Annotated in this window: 20 protein-coding genes; 14 read left to right on the top strand and 6 right to left on the bottom strand. The window is 37.1% G+C overall.

What is annotated here, in order from left to right; all coding sequences use genetic code 11:
* Positions 1-31: 31 nt before the first annotated feature.
* The 3 genes from ACQKN2_RS20890 to ACQKN2_RS20880 all read right to left on the bottom strand — a co-directional run bounded on the left by ACQKN2_RS20890 (position 32) and on the right by ACQKN2_RS20880 (position 2419).
* Entirely contained in the window at positions 32-1144 is a 1113-nt protein-coding gene (locus ACQKN2_RS20890; protein ID WP_427416655.1) for an ABC transporter permease, read from the bottom strand.
* Positions 1137-1835 carry an ABC transporter ATP-binding protein gene (locus ACQKN2_RS20885; protein ID WP_427416654.1) on the bottom strand — a complete coding sequence of 233 codons (699 nt, stop codon included), beginning with the start codon at positions 1833-1835 and terminating at the stop codon, positions 1137-1139. Before ACQKN2_RS20885 ends, ACQKN2_RS20890 begins: the two co-directional genes overlap by 8 nt.
* 119 nt (positions 1836-1954) lie before the next feature.
* Positions 1955-2419 (bottom strand): hypothetical protein, encoded by a 465-nt coding sequence (locus ACQKN2_RS20880; protein ID WP_427416653.1) that lies wholly within the window; start codon positions 2417-2419, stop codon positions 1955-1957.
* 669 nt (positions 2420-3088) lie between these two features.
* Here ACQKN2_RS20880 and bioD point away from each other — a divergent pair.
* The 5 genes from bioD (at position 3089) to ACQKN2_RS20855 (ending at position 7211) form a co-directional block, all read left to right on the top strand.
* Complete coding sequence (gene bioD / locus ACQKN2_RS20875; RefSeq protein ID WP_427416652.1) at positions 3089-3793, top strand: dethiobiotin synthase; 705 nt, start codon at positions 3089-3091, stop codon at positions 3791-3793.
* Entirely contained in the window at positions 3774-5177 is a 1404-nt protein-coding gene (gene bioA, locus ACQKN2_RS20870; RefSeq protein WP_427416651.1) for an adenosylmethionine--8-amino-7-oxononanoate transaminase, read from the top strand. Before bioD ends, bioA begins: the two co-directional genes overlap by 20 nt.
* Positions 5144-5734 carry a biotin transporter BioY gene (locus ACQKN2_RS20865; RefSeq protein WP_427416650.1) on the top strand — a complete coding sequence of 197 codons (591 nt, stop codon included), beginning with the start codon at positions 5144-5146 and terminating at the stop codon, positions 5732-5734. Before bioA ends, ACQKN2_RS20865 begins: the two co-directional genes overlap by 34 nt.
* Positions 5735-6730, top strand: coding sequence for a biotin synthase BioB (gene bioB, locus ACQKN2_RS20860; protein WP_323646949.1), 996 nt, complete (start codon positions 5735-5737; stop codon positions 6728-6730). It abuts the gene before it with no gap.
* Between the two features lie 358 nt (positions 6731-7088).
* Positions 7089-7211, top strand: coding sequence for a hypothetical protein (locus tag ACQKN2_RS20855; RefSeq protein WP_255350007.1), 123 nt, complete (start codon positions 7089-7091; stop codon positions 7209-7211).
* Between the two features lie 80 nt (positions 7212-7291).
* On the opposite strand, the gene ACQKN2_RS20850 is transcribed toward ACQKN2_RS20855, so the two are convergent.
* Entirely contained in the window at positions 7292-7879 is a 588-nt protein-coding gene (locus ACQKN2_RS20850; protein WP_427416649.1) for a LysE family transporter, read from the bottom strand.
* 114 nt (positions 7880-7993) lie between these two features.
* Here ACQKN2_RS20850 and ACQKN2_RS20845 point away from each other — a divergent pair, with 114 nt between their 5' ends.
* Entirely contained in the window at positions 7994-8548 is a 555-nt protein-coding gene (locus ACQKN2_RS20845) for a helix-turn-helix domain-containing protein (protein ID WP_427416648.1), read from the top strand.
* 398 nt (positions 8549-8946) lie between these two features.
* Here the strand turns inward: ACQKN2_RS20845 and ACQKN2_RS20840 are convergent, their stop codons facing one another.
* The gene (locus ACQKN2_RS20840) at positions 8947-10113 is read right to left on the bottom strand and encodes a PLP-dependent aminotransferase family protein (RefSeq protein ID WP_427416647.1); all 1167 of its coding nucleotides are present in this window, start codon (positions 10111-10113) and stop codon (positions 8947-8949) included.
* 133 nt (positions 10114-10246) lie between these two features.
* Here ACQKN2_RS20840 and ACQKN2_RS20835 point away from each other — a divergent pair, with 133 nt between their 5' ends.
* Positions 10247-11644, top strand: a complete 1398-nt coding sequence (locus ACQKN2_RS20835; protein WP_427416646.1) for a PLP-dependent aminotransferase family protein — start codon at positions 10247-10249, stop codon at positions 11642-11644.
* A 91-nt stretch (positions 11645-11735) separates the two neighbouring features.
* Positions 11736-12971 carry a DNA polymerase IV gene (locus ACQKN2_RS20830; RefSeq protein ID WP_427416645.1) on the top strand — a complete coding sequence of 412 codons (1236 nt, stop codon included), beginning with the start codon at positions 11736-11738 and terminating at the stop codon, positions 12969-12971.
* 140 nt (positions 12972-13111) lie between these two features.
* On the opposite strand, the gene ACQKN2_RS20825 is transcribed toward ACQKN2_RS20830, so the two are convergent.
* Positions 13112-15211 carry a hypothetical protein gene (locus tag ACQKN2_RS20825; protein ID WP_427416644.1) on the bottom strand — a complete coding sequence of 700 codons (2100 nt, stop codon included), beginning with the start codon at positions 15209-15211 and terminating at the stop codon, positions 13112-13114.
* Between the two features lie 218 nt (positions 15212-15429).
* Here ACQKN2_RS20825 and ACQKN2_RS20820 point away from each other — a divergent pair, with 218 nt between their 5' ends.
* The 6 genes from ACQKN2_RS20820 to ACQKN2_RS20795 all read left to right on the top strand — a co-directional run bounded on the left by ACQKN2_RS20820 (position 15430) and on the right by ACQKN2_RS20795 (position 19753).
* The gene (locus tag ACQKN2_RS20820) at positions 15430-15747 is read left to right on the top strand and encodes an alpha/beta fold hydrolase (protein WP_427416643.1); all 318 of its coding nucleotides are present in this window, start codon (positions 15430-15432) and stop codon (positions 15745-15747) included.
* Between the two features lie 238 nt (positions 15748-15985).
* Positions 15986-16387 (top strand): alpha/beta fold hydrolase, encoded by a 402-nt coding sequence (locus tag ACQKN2_RS20815; protein WP_427416642.1) that lies wholly within the window; start codon positions 15986-15988, stop codon positions 16385-16387.
* Positions 16388-16790: 403 nt separating this feature from the next.
* Positions 16791-16940: a hypothetical protein gene (locus ACQKN2_RS20810; protein WP_427416641.1), complete on the top strand. Its 150-nt coding sequence runs from the start codon at positions 16791-16793 to the stop codon at positions 16938-16940.
* Between the two features lie 108 nt (positions 16941-17048).
* On the top strand, positions 17049-17261 hold the full coding sequence (locus tag ACQKN2_RS20805; RefSeq protein ID WP_427416640.1) for a His/Gly/Thr/Pro-type tRNA ligase C-terminal domain-containing protein: 213 nt from the start codon (positions 17049-17051) through the stop codon (positions 17259-17261).
* Between the two features lie 242 nt (positions 17262-17503).
* Entirely contained in the window at positions 17504-18757 is a 1254-nt protein-coding gene (locus ACQKN2_RS20800) for an MFS transporter (RefSeq protein WP_427416639.1), read from the top strand.
* A 237-nt stretch (positions 18758-18994) separates the two neighbouring features.
* On the top strand, positions 18995-19753 hold the full coding sequence (locus ACQKN2_RS20795) for an IclR family transcriptional regulator (protein WP_427416638.1): 759 nt from the start codon (positions 18995-18997) through the stop codon (positions 19751-19753).
* The last annotated feature ends 265 nt before the right edge of the window (positions 19754-20018 follow it).

The raw sequence follows: 20018 nt of genomic DNA, 5'->3' as shown, positions 1-20018 counted from the left end.
TATATCAACAATCCTATTAAAGTTTTGAGCCTTAATTTACAAGACTAATAGTAAAAATAATAAGGATACACAATAACGGCAAATCTACAAATCCCTTAAGTAATCGCCTGCTAGCTGCATGAATTTGTTCATTGGATACTTGAAAGATTGACCAAATTTTGTGCTCTAAAATGTGCTGGATTACCGATTGCATCAATGACCGTAAAGTAAAATAAAGAATTCCAAGCATGATCATTTTCGCCCATGCTGGCACAATAATAATGAGCCCAATACCACTCAATAAAAAACGAAGATAGCCAGAGCGATATTGTTTTTGGCGGAGCATCGTTTTGCATACTAGCTCCTCTATAAAATAGTCGGAACGTCGAAACATACGCTTTGAATTTTTCCATAGTAGGCGAGGCTTTTTTATTGTCTGTACTAGCTCACTTCGAAGCTCAGGAGCAATCTGGAATAAAAGACTTTGCCATTTATAAAATGCTGTTTGATCAAGCTCCACTTGTTGATCAAAAAAATTAGTGCTATAGACATAATGTTTATTATAATAGCTTGTACAATAAACAAGAAAAATTAGATAAACAAGTGAAGTAATAATAACAGGTACATACAAAAAGCAAATTGTACCGAGAATACACAAAAAAATGTTACTTACTAGTTGCTGCCATTTACGAAGCTTTAATTGTAAAAGTACCTTCATAAAATTAGTCGTAAATAATAGCAGTAGTAAAGAAAGTAATTCCAATACCGTTACATGATGAACGATTATTAAGATGGGCGCTAATAGAGCAAGTCCAGAACTAAGTAAAATTAGGTGCTTACTTAATGTCCAATAAAGACCAGATTGTTTTAAGCGTATCATTTGTTTTCGGTTTTGAATTAAAAAAAGACGATCGGCTCGCTGCGAATAAGTACGAATAGTTTCAATACGTGTAATAATCAATAATAGTACAATTAAAAAGACGATCGGAATCTGTACGAACCAAGATGTACTTATCGTTAAGATAAAGTCTTTGTAAAGGAAAAAGCCAATGACTATTGCTGGCACAACAACGTATAATGCGACTGTCCAATCGATAACGCTTGCTAGTAACTTAAAATTATGGGAGCGCTCTAATTTTCTTCGTTGCTGCACTAAATTAGTCATAGAGATTTTCCTCAAGCAGTGTGTCGAAAATATCAAGAAGAGATGCTTTGTCCTGTTTCACCGCTAAGCGTAACGATGCGAGTGTGCCTTGCTGTAAAATTCGACCATGATCAATCAAGATAAAACGATCACATATTTTTTCTGCCGTATCAAGTGCATGTGTACTCATTAAAATGGAGGCACCTTGCGCTTTTAATTCTTCTAAAATCGTTAAAAGCTTACGCATTGCCTGTGGATCCAGCCCCATAAATGGTTCATCTAAAATATAGGTAGAGTGTTTGTCAAGAAATGCTAAAATAAGCATTACTTTTTGTTGCATACCTTTGGAAAACGTTGTTGGATAATCGTGTAGCTTATGGCCCAATTGAAAAATTTCCAGTAATTCTTTTGCACGATTTGTTAAAGAATCTTCTTTACCAGCTACACGCAAATAAAAATCTATATGCTCCCACAATGTAAAATACTCATACAAAATTGGTCTTTCAGGTACGTAGCCGTAAGTTCCTATCGTCACCTGACCATCCACAATTGGTAAGACACCCATCATTGCCTGCAAGGTTGTGCTTTTGCCAGCCCCATTGGAACCAATTAATCCAACGAGCTCACCGCTATTTACTTGAAATTGAATGTTTGAAATAATGGCTTCGTCTTCTACATAGCCACCTTTATGTATATTAATATCTATTATCATTCACTTCCTCTCCTAATTTATTTACGAATGGAAGAGGAAAATGTTTCAAGTTTTTACATATTACTTTTTTGGAAAATAACATATGAGATGCTAGTTGACCCTTACAATTGCTCACCTATTTAATCTAGGTGAGCAACTGCATTTAATAGGTCTTCACTCACTGCATCCCAAAATTGTTGCTGTACAGCATCACAATACATATATAGTTCTTTATTTTGGATATGCTCATATAGCTCGGAAATTGCTTCTTTATGAAAAAGAAGTCGATGATTTAATGCCTCCCGTTCGTCCTCAATACAAAACGATTTATACATATCTGCGAGACGTTCAAGCTTTGCTAACTTTTGTTTCGTTCCCTCGTATTGTGTTTGATGAAAGCGTCCTACTGCTGTAGTCATTGTGATCTTTGCTCGATGTTCGGTATTTAATGTTCGCAATTCTTCTTGACGAATAGCTATTCGATACCAAAATTCATAGCGAATAGGTAAGTCTTTTAGCTCGTATGTGAGCAAGGATTTTAAAATAAAACTAACATGCTCATAAGTATCTATAACTTTCTCTGATTCTTTAAAAATACCAAACATACAGCCACCCCCGTTTAGTTAAATACTACGAACAAAGAGTAAAATCCTTTAAATTTTTGATAATATTTGGAAAAGTAATGAAGCAAAAAAATACCCCGAAAATTATTAGAAATCTAGCTACAATACAAGCTAGAATAGTTGGAAATATGAATAGAAATTTACATTCTCATTTTTATTTTTAGCGTAGTGCAACTAGAATAGATTTACTTTCATATTAGTGCGAAAATCTTTGAAAAAAAATCAGTAGTCCAGTGTCACAGATGGTGCATAGCGCAAGCGAGTATGAGAACGAAGCCAAGAGATCACGTCCTGTGAAACGCTTAGTGACCAACATCCTGTTGTTGCTGCCGCTTCGCTTTCGCACAAAAAACACTTGTTACCCCAAGCGGATCATCGGACTCCCTCAGAAAGGGCCCAGCCGGAATGGAATTCACCCCCACGTTACGATAATGAGTATTTTAATGGATAAAAATACCAGTTTTTGCCTTGAGGTAAGAATATAGTGCTTTTTGTTGAAGAAAAAAATTATTGAGTTATCGCAAATTTTCCTATTTTCCGCAAAGAAATGGGTTGTTTTTGAAGAAATATGGAAATAGCATTTACAAAATAAAAATAAATGTGTTAACTTAAAAAATGTAAATGGTTAACTTAAAGAGGGGGAGGTTAACGATGCAACATTTTTGGGTTGTTGGGACAGATACAGATGTCGGTAAAACAGTTGTCACTACATTGCTGATGCGTGAATTACAAAAGTATGATCTACAAGTCACGCCTTATAAGCCTGTGCAAACTGGAGAAGTATGTGAGAATGGGCACTGCTATTACTACGATACAGCAATGTATGAAAAGTATTCATTACAAAGCCTAAAGCAAGAAAATTTAAATGGCTATTCGTTTAAGGAGGCTGCATCACCACATTTTGCTGCACAACTAGAGGGACAGCAAATTAATGTGGCGTATTTATTACAGCAAATTCAGTTGTTACAGCAAGCATACGATGTCGTGATTTGTGAAGGAGCAGGGGGGCTTTTTGTCCCAATTGATACATATGGAGAACATACGCTGCTTGATGTAATCGTTCGAAGTAAGCTTCCAGTCGTTCTTGTCACACGAACAACACTTGGAACGATTAACCATACATTGCTAACACTTGAGGCATTACATGCTCGTAATGTTGAGGTTCTTGGCCTTGTATTTAATGGAGATACAGGTAGTCGGATGGAACAAGATAATGTGAAAATGATTCTACAACATCAAGAGTTGCCATATGCGACGATTCCGAAGCTTGGGGATATTTCGCAGATTGTTGACTACTCTATTTCACACACATCTTTGTTTGAGAGGTTGGTCAAATATGAAACAATCATTAACTGAATTGCAGACGAGAGATTTACAGCATGTTTGGCATCCATGCTCACAAATGAAGGACTATGAGCAACATCCGCCTATTGTTATTAAAAAAGGACAAGGTGTATGGCTGTACGATGAACATAATAATCGTTATTTAGACGCCGTATCTTCCTGGTGGGTAAATTTGTTTGGACATGCAAATCCACGAATAAGTCAAGCATTAAGCGATCAAGCGTTTACATTAGAGCATACGATCTTTGCGAATTTTTCACATGAACCTGCCATTAAGGTGGCAGAAAAATTAGTCGCCTTAACGCCAGACGGTTTGAATAAAGTATTTTTTGCAGACAACGGTTCGTCAGCGATAGAAGTGGCACTCAAAATGAGTTTTCAATATCATATGCAGACGGGAAAAACAACGAAAAAACGCTTTTTAGCTTTAACGGATGCTTATCATGGTGAAACACTCGGTGCTTTATCTGTTGGTGGGGTAGGGCTATATAACGAAGTGTATCAACCACTGTTATTGGATACAGTACGTGCACAAGGACCAGATTGCTTCCGATGTCCTTTTAGGGAGAATCCTGAAAGCTGTCAAGCGCAATGTATACAATTTGTTGAAGACGAGCTTAGTCAGCATCATGAAGAAATTACAGCTATTATTATTGAGCCTCTCATTCAAGCGGCTGCAGGCATGAAAATGTATCCGCCAATCTATTTGAAGCGATTACGAGAGCTTTGTACAAAATACGATGTTCATTTTATCGCAGATGAGATTGCTGTAGGTTTTGGACGTACAGGTACATTATTTGCTTGTGAGCAAGCGGGTATTGCGCCAGATTTTATGTGCTTATCAAAAGGTTTAACGGGTGGTTATTTGCCACTATCCGCAGTTTTAACAACTGATGATGTATACAACGCTTTTTATGATGATTACGGTACAATGAAAGCTTTTTTACACTCCCATAGCTATTCCGGAAATACACTTGCTTGTCGTGTAGCCCTAGAAGTTTTGACAATGTTTGAAGAGGAACGTGTTATCGACATGATTCAAAACAAAGGTGAACGTATGCGAAAGCTAGCAATGAAGGCATTTGAAGAATTGCCGTTTGCCGGTGAATATCGACAGGTAGGACTGGTTGGCGCTATTGAATTAGTCGCCAATCGTGAAACGAAGGAGCCGCTTCCGAGTGAGGAACGTATTGGTTATCAACTATCTAAACGTGCCTTAGCAAAAGGCTTACTCATTCGTCCTCTTGGCAATATAGTATATTTCATGCCTCCATACATTATATCTGATAATGAAATGGATTTTATGATTGATACAACCAAAGAGACGATCATGCAATTTTTTGAGGAGCGGGAGGGAGTAAGTTGTTCAAACGACAATCAACACTGTCACTTGTGATGATAGCGATGTTTGCCGCTTTAACTGCAATCGGGGCATTTATTAAAATACCGCTGCCAGTAGTGCCCTTTACATTACAAATTGTTTTTGTTTTTTTAGCAGGTAGCTTACTCGGTAGTCGCAATGGATTACAAAGTCAGCTTGTCTATATAGGGGTTGGTTTAGTTGGTTTGCCAGTTTTTACTCAAGGTGGGGGTATCACCTATGTATTGCAACCGACATTTGGCTTCCTGATTGGCTTTGCACTGGCCGCCTTAGTCATTGGTTTCATGATTGAAAGAGTGGATACGCCAACGAAAAAGCATTTTATCGGTGCAAATATTGTCGGGCTTATTATTATTTATGGGGTGGCGGTTCCGTATTTATATGTATCTTTGAATTTCTGGTTACATATGAAAACGAGCTGGTCACATATTTTCGTAGTTGGCTTTTTAAACAGCATTGTGGCTGATTTTTGCTTAGCGATAGCTTCTGCATTTTTGGCCGAGCGTCTTTACAAAGTATTTCATTCAGCAAGAGCTTTTAAAATTTATCAAGTGGAGAGGGAGAATGTCTAGATGAATTGGTTACAGTTAGCAGAGGAAGTTATTGCAGGAAAAATCCTAAGCAATGAGGAGGCTCTTGCCATTTTACATAGTGAAGATGATGAGCTATTGAAGGTGATGGACGGTGCCTTTGCTATTCGGAAGCACTACTATGGGAAAAAAGTAAAATTAAATATGATTATGAATGCTAAGAGCGGTTATTGCCCAGAGGATTGTGGCTATTGTTCTCAGTCATCGAAATCTACAGCGCCGATTGAAAAATATCCATTCATTACGAAAGAGGAAATTTTAGCTGGGGCTAAACGTGCATTTGACAATAAAATCGGTACTTATTGTATCGTGGCAAGTGGTCGTGGGCCAACTCGAAAAGATGTCAATGTAGTTAGTGAGGCTGTTACGGAAATTAAAGAGAAGTACGGCTTAAAAGTATGTGCTTGTCTTGGCTTATTAAAAGAAGAACAGGCACAGCAATTAAAAGAAGCGGGGGTGGATCGTTACAACCATAACTTAAATACATCTGAACGACATCACTCCTATATTACTACGTCCCATACGTATGAAGATCGTGTGAATACGGTTGAAATCGCGAAAAAGCATGGAATTTCACCTTGCTCAGGTGCCATTATTGGTATGAAGGAAACAAAAGAGGATGTCGTGAATATTGCGCGTGCCCTTCATCAATTAGACGCGGATTCCATTCCGGTCAACTTCTTAAATGCGATTGATGGCACGAAACTAGAAGGGACAAAAGAATTAAATCCACGTTATTGCTTAAAAGTTTTAGCGTTATTCCGTTATATGAATCCAACAAAGGAAATTCGCATTTCTGGTGGTCGAGAAGTCAATCTTGGGTCACTTCAGCCAATAGGCTTATATGCAGCAAACAGTATCTTTGTTGGGGATTACTTAACAACTGAAGGACAGGAAGCAAACAGTGATTATCGTATGCTTGAGGATTTAGGCTTTGAAATTGAATTATCAGAGAAGCAAGAAGCAGCATTCTGCTAAATAATAAAACCTTATGAAATAAAATCTACTACTACTTAATTATCATCGAAATTGGAAAGTCGTATGTGCGTCGTGGAAAAGGCGTACATACGGCTTTTTGTATTGAATGTAAAGGGAATGCGTCGAAGCGGTATGAAGATTGTTTTTATGCCTTGAAAAATACGGTTTTCACAAATTGTTCAATGAAAGCGTTTTGAAATTGAACAGTTTGTGAAGGGCTTCACATAATACTTTATTTTTAAAAAAATTGGCGTAAAATAAGAATCAAGCAAGAAATTGTTATAAAACAGTTTAAAAAAAGTATCACAGTTTTCGGTGGTGTTATATTACAAAAACAAATTGGAAGGGAGATTTTATTATGTGGGTTATTACAGTATTTGATAAAAAGGACGTTCGAATTTTTGAGTATACAAACAAAGATGAGGCAACACAAGCTTTAGCTAAATTTAAGAAAAATGCAGTTTTAACATATACAAAATAATTTCAGATTTGAACGAAGTACCCCTTTTCGACGCTATAGCGCACGAAGAGGGGTGCTTTTTCGTTATGCTGATTATCTTGTTAATGAACGAGAATTGAAATCGCACTGTATACTAGTAAAAGAGCCATCACGATATTAAAAGATTGACGATACTGTAGTAAAATTTTTTGAAAAGCTGAGCCAAAAAGGGCCCAACTGAATGTACTCATTATACCGACCATCCCTAAAAATAAAGAAAAAAGCAAGTAGCTAACATAGGAAGAATAATAGGGAAGAATATAGGTGGCTACTACTGTAATGCCAAACAAAATACCTTTAGGGTTCACGAATTGTAAGAAGACGCCTACTATAAATAAGTTTCGTTTGTTTTCCTCTTCTTTATCACTATTATTCTCTTTGCTCGTTAGTATTTTAAAAGCCAAATATAACATATAGCCTACACCAAGAATGGTCAAAGGAAATTCGATCATTGGAATAATATTTGTAAGGACCCTATTAAATAAACAACTTAAGCCAGTAATCGTTAAAAAGCCAACCCCAACACCTAAACAAAATTGAAGCGTTCTTGCTAATCCATGTTTGTTTGCAAATGCTATTGCCATGATATTGTTAGGACCTGGGGTAAAGCTGGTAATTATTACAAATACTAAAAAGGAAACTAAAGGCATTTGTGGACCCCCTTTGAATTTGTTTGTTATAATGTCTGAAATAAACAATATAACGTCCGTCTTTTTATTATACAAAATGGTCGTTATATTGTACATTTGGAGTGGGGATATTTAATGGAAGAAATTCATCTTATTTTTGCAAGAAATTTAAGAATGATTCGAGAGAAAGAAAAATTAAGTTTGGAGAAAGTTTCTCAATTGTGCGGAGTAAGTAAAACGATGATAGGACAAATTGAAAGGGGAGAGTCCAGTCCAACTCTTACTACAATTTGGAAAATAGCGAATGGATTAAAGGTTTCTTTTACTACTTTAATTAATAATCCTCAGCCTGATACCGAGATTATTGTTAGAGAAGATGTTCAAATGTTATCTGAGGATGATGGACGGTATAGAGTGTATCCATATTTTCCTTTTCAAGAGGATAGCCGTTTTGAAATATACACGGTGGAAATTGAAAGGGAAGGGACATTAAGCGCTGAGGCTCATAAAGATGGCACAGAGGAGTTTATCACTGTTTTTGGTGGTGAACTAGTGATTAGAGTCAATGAAGACGAATTTCACGTAAAGAGTGGTGACTCCATTAGATTTAAAGCAGATCGTCCACACATCTACATGAATCCTGGTGATACGTTAACACGATTAAGTATGACTATCTATTATCCAAACTAAATTAATAAATGGGAAAGCCGTATAAGCACATCATAAAAGTGCTCATACGGCTTTTTGTCTCCTATCCCGCATTAACGGGCAGTAATTCATCTCGAGGCGTCAGGTACAAAGACTATCATCTCAAAACTCGGCGAAGGCATTAGTTCGAAGTTGAACTGCCCGTAAAAGCCCGATTGGTGAAAACTAAAATCAGTGGTGGATAGAGAACCCACCACTGATTAAGTTTCACTTTATCCCGCATTAACGGGCAGTAATTTATTTGCACCGAAACTGAAGTGTCAGGTATAAACCTCAAAGAGAAGGCGTTATATGGAAGTTGAACTGCCCGTAAAAGCCCGATTGGTGAAGACTAATAATCAGTGGGGATGAAGAAAATCCCCACTGATTAAAGTTTCACTTTATAAAATGCTACCTAAACGTTTAATACCTTCTCGGATGACTTCTGGTGTTGCATTTGTATAATTTAGGCGCATTGTATTTACACCCGTTTTAGATGTGTAGAATGGATCGCCAGGTACGAAGGCAACATTTTGCTCCATCGCTTTTTCGAAGACATCTACTGACGAAGTTCCATTGTTCATTGTAGCCCAAATGAACATTCCACCCTCTGGTCGTGTGTAGTCCACATGTGCTGGGAAAAACTCCTCCATTGCATTTAACATAGCATCTGCTTGATTTTTATATAACGCTATAATTTTCTGAACGTGCTCCATATAGTCATTGTTTGCTAGATAATCATAAATGACATATTGAGAGAAAATATTTGTGTGTAGGTCAGTTGCTTGCTTCGCAGTTTCGATATGCTGCAATAATTCTTTGTTTTTTGTGATGATAAAGCCAAGACGCATTCCTGGAGTGACTGTTTTAGAGAAAGAACCTAGCAAAATACTATTTTCTAATTTACCAGCACCGATGTATGGTAGCGGTTCACCTTGGAAGCGTAATTCTCCATACGGATCATCCTCAATTAACGCTACATCTTCATATTTTGACATAATTTCGCAAATTTGCTGACGTTTTTCTTTAGAATACGTAAGACCTGTTGGGTTTTGGAAATTTGGCACTGTATACACGAATTTTACATTTGGTTGTTGTAGTGCATTCTCTAATTCTTCTAAGTTTAATCCATCATTTTCGAGTGTTACACCATAGAAGGTTGGCTCACTTAATGTGAAGGCTTGAATAGCACCTAAGTAACCAGGCTCCTCGATGACGATACCATCGCCTTTGTTAATAAGCACTTTCCCAATTAGTTCAAGAGCCTGCTGTGATCCAGTAGTAATAAATACATCGTCAGCATGGACATCTAGTCCGTGTACTCGTCGATATTTTGCAGCAATGTACTCACGTAAAGGCGCATAACCTTGTGTACCTGAGTATTGGAATAGACGACTACCGTTTTCCGAAATAGCTTTGTTCGCAGATGCCTTTAACGCTTCAACTGGGAAAGAGATTGGGTTTGGAAGCCCCCCTGCAAACGAGATGACATCCTCTGATTCAGTTACTTTCAAAATATTTCGGATGAATGAGGATGGGGTATTGAGTATCTTTTCTGAAAATTCCATAATTTATCGTCCCTTTTTTCTGATTTTTTAAAAATTATATCATTGTCATCATATGCATACAATATTATCATTGTATGCAAGACAATTAAATATTGTATGCAAAAATTGAGAGAGAAGGAGCTTAGCTTAGAATATGCCAGTTAATTCGTTCGAAGAATATCCGATGAGTTGGAAGCCGAATATTAGCAAAAGTTCGGCTCCATTATATATAGCAATAGCTGAACAGCTGGAACAAGATATAAAGGATGGAAAATTATCGCCAGGCACGAAGCTACCTCCTCAGCGTGAGCTAGCTGATTTTTTAGATGTTAATTTAAGCACGATAACAAGAGCATTTAAACTTTGCGGGCAGAAGGGGCTTATTTACGCTTCTATCGGAAGTGGAACATTCGTTTCATCAGATGCAGCGACCAATAAAATTTTATTACCGACAAGTAATTCTTCTCAGATGATCGAAATGGGCTCTGTGCTACCAGAAAATCATGCGAATGAGGATATTACACGTTATATGAAAAAGATGATGAATGACCCTAATTTTAGCAAATTATTTCAGTACGGACGACCAGAAGGAAATGCGTGGCAAACGGAAGCTGCCATGAAGCTTTTGGAAAAGGTCAACTTTCAGACGGATCAACCTGTATTGCTTGGAGCGGGGGGACAAAATGCCATTGTTGGCACGTTAGCGGCATTGTTTCAGCCAGGAGATCGAATTGGTACTGATCCCATTACTTATGCAGGTATAAAAACAGCAGCAAATATGCTTGGTATCCAGCTAGTAGCAATCCAACAAAGAAACGGGGAAATGACAAGAGAGGGGCTATTATACGCTTGTAAAAATGAGCATATAAAAGGTCTTTATGTTATTCCTGATTTTCATAATCCAACTACCCATACAATGTCGATGGAAACAAGAAAAATGATAGCGGAAGTTGCGAGGCAGAAAGACTTAATTGTTATTGAGGATGCGATCTATAGTTTTCTTAAAGAGAAACCACTTGCACCAATAGCCTCTTATGCACCAGAAAAGGTCATTTATATTGCCAGTGTATCAAAAACCATCTCACCGGGCTTACGACTATCCTATATCGTTACACCGCCAGCACTGCGAAAAAAAATAATGGAAACATTGTATAACATAAATATTTCAGTGTCTTTAATGATGGTGGAGCTTACAGCAAGGATGATTCATGATGGCGTTGCGCAAACCATTTTAGAGAAGCACCGGTTGTATGCCAAGCAACAAAATGCCCTTGTCGATCAATATTTAGGGGAATATAACATTTTAGGAGAAGAAGAATGTATTTTTAGATGGCTTATACTTCCCGAAAAATTCACCAGCGTTCAGTTTGAATTGCTAGCAGCGAAAGCCGGTGTACAAGTGTATGCAGCTGAACGTTTTGCCGTAGGAAATGCGAAGCTGGTTAATGCAGTTCGTTTGGCCATCACTGCACCTGAAAATCAGCTTGAACAAGCTCTCATTATTTTGAGGGATTTACTTGAAAGTGATGGTGATTATACATTTGTTGATTAACGTAAGGAAAGCTTATAATAAAAGTATGTAAAGAAAAGTGGCGATACGATAGCAAGTAAAGGGGAAGCCAAAGTAAATGAGGAGATAGTGTATGAATAAAGGAAGAATCATTTTACATATTGACCTTAATTGCTTTTATGCCTCTGTTGAACAAATTTACGATGCTTCATTAAAAGGGAAGCCAGTAGCAATCGCAGGTAATCCAAAAGAACGTAGAGGTATTATTATTACTTGTAGCTACGAAGCAAGAGCAAGTGGTGTTTATACGACTATGAATGTCGGAGAGGCGCGTCGAAAGTGCCCAGAGCTAATTGTTCTACCTCCTAATTTTGAACGATATAGAGCTGCGTCCAAGTCTTTTTTTAATTTGTTAAAGGAATATAGCGACATCCTCCAACCAGTTTCAATCGATGAAGGATATTTGCAACTTCCTATAGTTGAAGGTCAGCATGTATTGCAACACGTACAAAATATGCAAGATAGAATCTGGAACGAATTGCAACTTCCTTGTTCAATCGGCATTGCACCGAATAAATTTTTAGCAAAAATGGCAAGTGATATGAAAAAGCCAATGGGGATTACAATACTCCGTAAGCGTGATGTTCCCGCAGTATTGTGGCCGTTGAATGTAATTGAGATGCATGGTGTAGGTAAAAGTACAGCGGAGAAATTAGGTAAATTAGGTATCAAAACAATTGGAGAACTTGCTGTAACTGATGAATATTTATTAAAGCAAAACTTTGGCATTAATGGTCTGCGTATGAAGCAAAAGGCAAATGGCGAAGATGACAGACCAGTTGATCCAGAAGCGATATACGATACGAAAAGTGTAGGGAATTCAACAACACTTTCTCATGATACGACTGATAGAGATGAACTATATAAAGTCATCGCAACACTTTCTGAAAAGGTAGCGGAAAGATTAAAGGCGAAGAAACTTGCTGGGGTAACTGTAAGTATCATGATTCGATCAGCTGACTGGGAAACATGTACACGAAGTAAATCCATCAATAACGCGATTCATACAAAAGAAGATATCGTTGAGCATGCGTGGTATTTATTTAATAAGCATTGGGACGAAGAACCTGTACGATTACTGGGTGTTACCGTATCGAATGTCAGTGATATTAAAGAAACGACACAGCAACTAACGTTATTTAATTTTGAAGAGCATGTAAAAGATGAACCAATCATTAAACTGGTTGATCAAATCGAGCAAAAGTTTGGAAAAGGAACGATTTTACGGGGGTCAGATATTGCCAAACCAGTTGGGAAATATCAGGCAAATACGAGTTTTAGTAAGGACTTTTGGGACGAACATAAGTAGAAAGAAACGAATTTTTGTTCAATAAGAAATAAACAAACTTTTAAATAAAGCAGAAAACCGTCATTTCGATCAATCTTTTTTTCGAAATAACGGTTTTCTATTTGTATTTAGGTTGAAAGCTGCTTATTTAGGTGGAAATATTATATGTTCGAGTTCGTAAAATGTTCATTTTCCTTTTGTTCATAGTTTTCACGGCGATTTTTGATTTTTTGTAATACACTATCTAGAACATTCCGTTCAGACAGCGTTTGATAAAGGACATTCTGTACCTGTGCGGCTTCCTTGTTTTCTTCTTGGTTACTTAGGAATTCACTGAATGTTCCCATATATTCATGATAGTCTATATTGGAAAGTGTTTTAGCAGCTACCTGTTTGTGCTCTGTTAACGCAGAAGTAAACTGTTTACGTGCCTCATCTGGTTGGGCAGGTATTATTTTGATTTTACCTCCTGTATCTGAGTCTCCTGTGAAGTCAAGGAATTGATAATCGAACGCCAATGGTTTAGCAAGAGCGATATGCGCATGAAGAGCAACAGCATGGTCAGGAAGTTTTTCAGTTATCTCACGAAGGATATCGTTTCCTTTGTCAAGATAACGACTGCCATCGAATGCAAGAACACGGCCGACTTCTTCAGAGAAAAAGTCTTGAGCAAGGAATTCCTGATCGTATCCGGTAGGTGGTAAAACTCGTAGCCTTAAGCTGTTAGATACGATGTTATGGCCGTTTATTTGCATAGCTACTTGAATGTTATAGAATCCTGGGTCATCAATTAACCAGCCATTTTTCCCTACGGAAGCGAAAATGGTTTCGTACAGTGATTCACCAGGCATCAATACCTTGTTCTCTAGGTTCCATAAATATTGAACATGAGGTAGTAATCGACGTCCTTGTTTTCCATCTTTTTTAACCATTACAGTCATTCCGTATAAATCGGACAATATATGTTTATTGATTGACTGAGGTTGATTCGAAGTATTCGTTAATTTGATTTCAATAACTGCAGGTTCTAACCATTGGAATATAGATGTTTTACGGTTAACCCTCAATTCAAGATTAAAAGAAGGGTGAATAGAAATGATCGGTTGCTCAAAACCATGATCTACAGCCCAGTCAGCATTACCCATTTGTACGAAGCGCTCAGGAGCGTGTCGCAAAAACAAAAGCTCTTGATCACTAAAACGATACTCAAAGTTTTTAAAGAACTCTTGTTGGTTGCCATCAAATTTGAAAGGATAATTCATAAAGCTTAGAGCCTTTGGTTCTGGAGTAAGAGGGCGCTCTAACGGTTCCCAAGGATGACCTAGGTGTTTTTGCCAAGAGTGCAAGAGATTGAAAGCATGTCCCATCTCATGGCAAGTACACCAAAAACGATATCGCTGTACCCAAGCTTCTGGGGAGGGGTCACCTTTAGGTGGATCTGAAATAAATGAATTATTAAAAATGGCTGTCCCTTGACGATGATTCGGACCTATGCTATCAAACATAATACCGCCCAGGCCATGGCCTTCTTCAGCTTCCGAATTTGCAAAGAATGTCCACATCGACCATTGGGGCTTATTATCAAAGTTTGACCAATATACTTGCATGGCATCGTGCATCTCTTGAGTGTTCCACTTTTTATCTGTCCCTGCATAGTCTTTGGAAACAATGTTATTACCTTCTGATATTTTTACATCAAACCCAGTGCGTTTAAAAACCTCTGCGATTGATAGAGTTTCATCCGGCAAAGATGTTGGCATGTCTGGATGAGCGTGAGTTTGATAGGTTGTGACTGGCGTTGTACCTTCTTCAGCGTCGTATTCAAATTCCACAGGGTGGAAATAAGTAGATTGAAACTGGAAAGTGCTAGTTCTGTCTATCTCCCCTCCGATCAGAAACGCGACTTCGGCAGTATGCTGTTCAGGAAATGAACCGCGTGTTACTTGTATTTTTACATTTGTATACGGAAATGATTGTAGTTCGTCTAGGAATTTATTTCGAATATTGCCTGTCCAAGTATTTGGTCCATTAGCTGTTAACTTGGCAATCCAATGAATAGTAGAAGACTGGTTTGAAATAACAGTTCCGCTTGCTACCATTTGCGGGTAGTGTCCATCTACATCAAGGCGAAGTTCCTCACCGATTTGCTCTTCACCCCATGCATATAAACCACTAATTGGTGAGAGGGGAAATTCTCCTAAACTGGAAGGGGTAATGGCTTTTACTAATTCTTTTGGTTCGTTCGTTTTGTTTTGATCCATCTTTATTACCTCCATGTTTATTATTTTTTGTTTTTCTTCCTCAATCCCAAGAGTCACAATGCTTCATTAAAAAATGCAAAAAGTTTTTCAATTATTATATATGCAGCAGAAACTATAAATATGACACTATAAATAGTAAAATAAATACAGTGTATAAAATGTAAGAATAATCTTATTATTTCCCGAGAAATACAAGAACAAAGAAAGAAGGTGTGGTAATGCATTATAAGGAGTACGGTGATCTACATAAGCCACTCATACTGTTGATTCATGGGGGTGGTGTTGGAGGATGGATGTGGGATAAACAAGTCCAATGTTTTTCCGATTATCATTGCGTTGTACCAGAATTAATAGATAACGAGGCTAATAATACCTCTGATTTTTCAATTGAAGATAGTGCAAAAAAGCTTCTATCTTTAATAGAAGAAAAAGCAGAAAATAAACGTGTCATAGTAGTCGGTTTTTCATTAGGGGCACAGATTGCTATTCAAATGATTAGTTTAACTTCTTTCAGCGAAAGTCTCCCACTTCTATAGTTGGTGAGATGAATGCGGAGTTAAGCTGCTTTTCAGTGGGTGTCCAAATACCTGCTGAAAGAAGTTAAAGCCTGCGGCGATGTCACGGAATCGGTAAGGAGTCCTTTGTGCAAGCACAAAGCCGATTCCGGACGCAATTATGCCGAGGCATAATTGAAAGAAGCAATTAATAGATTTTGCCATCATCAACAGTGCTTTAGTGACACCTTCCCCAGTTGCAGAAAAATGGATTAGACCATTGATAAAATTAACTTTTCCCTTAATAAAAAATAAATCATTCGCAAAGCTTCAAGCTAAAACGTTATATGTAGATCAAGAATATTTTGAGCAATATTATCAAGATAGTTCAAAGATGAAATTAGATACGCTTATTAAAATATTGCAAGAAAACATGTCTTTTGCCATCCCACCTGATTTTTCGAAAGCTCAATGTAACATTTTAGTAACTGTCGGTGAAAAAGAGAAGGGCAACATGAAAAAATCTGCGACCCATCTTGTGAATAGCAACCCAAATTGTCAAGGTGTTGTGCTATCTAACATCGGTCACGGTGTCTCATTAGCGAATCCTGAGTTCTATAACCGTTGTGTAGAAGAGTGGATTAAAGATGGCAAGTTACCAGAAGGGAAGATTATCAATTAGGATATTCCACAGAATGTTACGAAATTATACTAGCGAAAAATAACACTAGTGATAAAATGTCTAACGTAGTTTGTTAAGAACTAAATCAATGATTAAAGTACTATTTTTATTTCAAAAATTAAACTCTCTTCCAGTTATTTATTACAAATAACTGGAAGAGGTTTTTTGTTTTAGTTAAAATTAGCGACTTGATTGATGACTTTAAAATGAATCAGCAAATTTAAGATCGTAAAGATAAGTATAATGAATACCATTTGGCTATGAATTATTTTATTAAGTTTTTACTGATATATGCAAGGTTAGGCAGTATACTAATAAAGTAAAAGGTTTACTTCAGTAAAATAAGGTATATTATATTTGTTGAATAGATTCTCTTTAAAGACAAGAAAAGTAGGTGAACAAAGTGGGGAAATATCAATTGGATACCAAAGGTCAGGCGGCTGTGACAAAGTATCATGAAAAACACAAGCCTGCCAAATTTGATAAAAAGCAGCAACTTGAAAAAATACGTGCGGAGTATTTGAAAAAAAAGCAAAATCAAACAGATAAATAATATGAATGAAAACATAGGAAGATTATTAATCTCCCTATGTTTTTCTTATTCGAAGTTCTTTTTTTCAATTGATGATAGAGTTTATTATTCTCCTAAATTTCAGATTCGGTGACAAAAAACTCGTCATCAGATATCCATTCTTCGCTAAATGATTTTGACATCGATGGCAATCGAGTAGAGGTTGAGCAAAGTGGCAAAAAAGTCCGAGAAGCAATGGATAAAGCCAATCTAGAGGATATCCAAAAAACAATTGTACTTGGCGAGAATGAAGTATCTGCGAATCGTTATAAAATGAAAGATATGAATAGTGGAGAACAATAGCTATTTAATTTTGTGTTTGATAAATAATGAAATGCCAGGCTTTCTATTTGATAGAGGGCCAGCGCTAAGACTACCGAGCAATAATAGTGTTCAAAATTAAAGAATTTAAGCTTTATATTGAACATTGAGAACTAAAAGCAATTCCAACCAAATTCAAATCTTAAAACAACTTTGAAAAACAGGTTTTTAACGTTACCTGTAATTCATATATATAGAGTAAAAGCTAATAGGAGTAGAAATCATTGGACAAACAAAATAGCAGATATAGATGGGTTGTATTTGTTTCTGTATTATTTACTTATTTGTTAATGGCGAGTCAACGAACCGCCCCAGGACTGATTACAGATCAATTGATGCGAGATTTTAATGTAACAGCATCAACGATTGGATTATTGACGAGTATACAATTTTTTGTATACACGAGTTTGCAAATTCCGATGGGGATTTTAGCTGATCGATTTGGGCCAAATTTTTTTCTAATTATTGGTGCTACTCTTACAGGTTTAGGTACAATTATTTATAGTCTGGGTACACATGAATTCGTCCTGTTTTTTGCCAGAATACTAACTGGGGTAGGGGATGCGACCATATGGGTTAACATGGTACTAATTTTGGCCCAATGGTTTCATACAAAGGAATTTGTTCGATTAATTGGCCTGGCGGGCATGACAGGAAGTCTTGGTTTCTTATTGGCGACAGTACCTTTCTCCACGTGGATACTTTTATTTGGTTGGAGGGTAACATTTTTCTCAGTAGGACTACTACTATGTTTATGTGGCATTCTCCTTTATTTTGTACTTGTAAAAAAAACAAAACAAATTTTGGGGGATGAGCAAGTAGTTGATACAGCAGAAGTGCAACGTGAAAAAACATCAGTTTTACTACGAAGAATATTTTCAAATCCGCAAGCGTGGGCTTTATTCTTTTGCCATTTTGGGGTAGTCGGCGGTTATGTAGGGTTTATCAGTTCGTGGGCAGTACCATATGGGATGAATATGTATGACATGACTCGTTCAGATGCCAGCCAGCTGATTATGATCGGTCTTATCGGGGCACTTATTGGAGCACCTCTAGCTAGTTGGATTTCAAGTCGGTTTGAAACAATTAAAAGACCGTATATTGTTGTTCATATCATTGTTTTATTAGGGTGGTTTTCTTTCCTTTTATGTAATGGGCATCCTTCCTTTTTCTTTCTAATTATTATTTTCTTTATCATTGGCTTTGGATATGGGGCAAGTGCATTAACCTTTGCAGCTGTACGTCAATCTTTTAAACTAGAAGAATCAGGAATTGTTTCAGGGATTGCTAATACGGGCGGCTTTCTAAGTGCTGTATTGCTACCCATCATTTTTGGCTATATATTGGATCATTTTCAATCAACTTCAGGAAATCTATTTGATGGATATTACTATGGTTTCATCACGCCAGTTATCTTCTCCATCGTTGGTTTAATTGGAGTGATTTTATTTAAGGAAAAACGTCAGAGCGTAGGATAAAAAAGAATATCCGCATTTTTTAACTAGTATAGTAATCGAGGGAATCACAATAAAAATAACAAGCAGGGGTAAAGAGCATGGAAGCAAAGCAACCATTCTCTGCTCCTGTTTTTTTATTCCTTTATCAACCTGATTTACAAGGTATAAAAACAGTAAGATGTTAGGTATAATTATTATTTAAGAAAAGAAAAATTATGATTAGATTAAATCTAGTATAGAAGGGGGAGAAAACTTAAATTGACAAATAATAATAAAACGGTTATCCGTTCAATGGATATTTTAAATCTATTTATCGATCATACTGAACTGTCATTTCAAGAAGTAATTGAGTTATCAGGAATTCCTAAAACCTCTGCTTTCCGCATGTTGAAATCTTTTGAGGAAATGGAATTTTTAGAAAAGGGAACTGATTCAAAATATAGGTTAGGTATTCTCTTCCTTAAATTTGGACATCTAGTATCAACGCGCCTAGATGTGCGAAAAATTGCAGAACCAATTATGAATGAAGTACATAATGATGTAAAAGAAGCGATTAATTTAATCGTTCGTGATGGTGACGATGCTGTTTATATCGAGAAAATAGATACGAAGCAAAAAGTTCGACTCTACACAGCAATTGGTAGAAAAAGTCCTCTTTATGCAGGGGCATGCCCTCGTGCTGTATTATCCTTTTTACCGGATGCAGACATAAAGGAATATCTCGAATCGGTAGAACTTACATCATTTGCAATGGGGACGATTACAGAAAAGGAAAGGCTTTTTGAATCGATTGTGCAGGCTAGAGAACTTGGTTATACAATCAGCCATTCAGAATTAGAAAATTATACATCTGCTGTTGCAGCACCGATTTACGATCATAAAGGAGAAGTCGTTGCAGCAATGAGTATTGCGGGACTAGAAACCAATTATCGAGGAGAAAACGTTGAAATCTTCGTCGATAAACTTAAGAAGGCTACCGCAGAGATTTCTAAAAAATTGGGGTATGAACAGCTTTAAAAAATGGGTAGTCTCAAAAGTCATTTGAGATTACCCATTTTGCGTTAGAGTTGATAATTTATGGATCATCACCAAAAGTTGTGGATGACATTTTTTAAAATATATGCACTGTATTTTAGTTGATTGTAGTGGAGGCTGGGCGACTCCTCGGGGATCAGCGATAGGGGAACGAAGGCTAAAACCATCACATCCTGTGATAACGCCTCCGTGACCAACATCGTGTTGGCCCGAGACCCTGGAGCGAGCACATAGGGGAACGAAGGCT

The sequence above is a fragment of the Lysinibacillus sp. NPDC093688 genome, from assembly GCF_050280145.1.
Classification (GTDB): Bacteria; Bacillota; Bacilli; order Bacillales_A; family Planococcaceae; genus Lysinibacillus; species Lysinibacillus xylanilyticus_B.
This window is presented reverse-complemented; position numbering and strand designations above follow the sequence as displayed.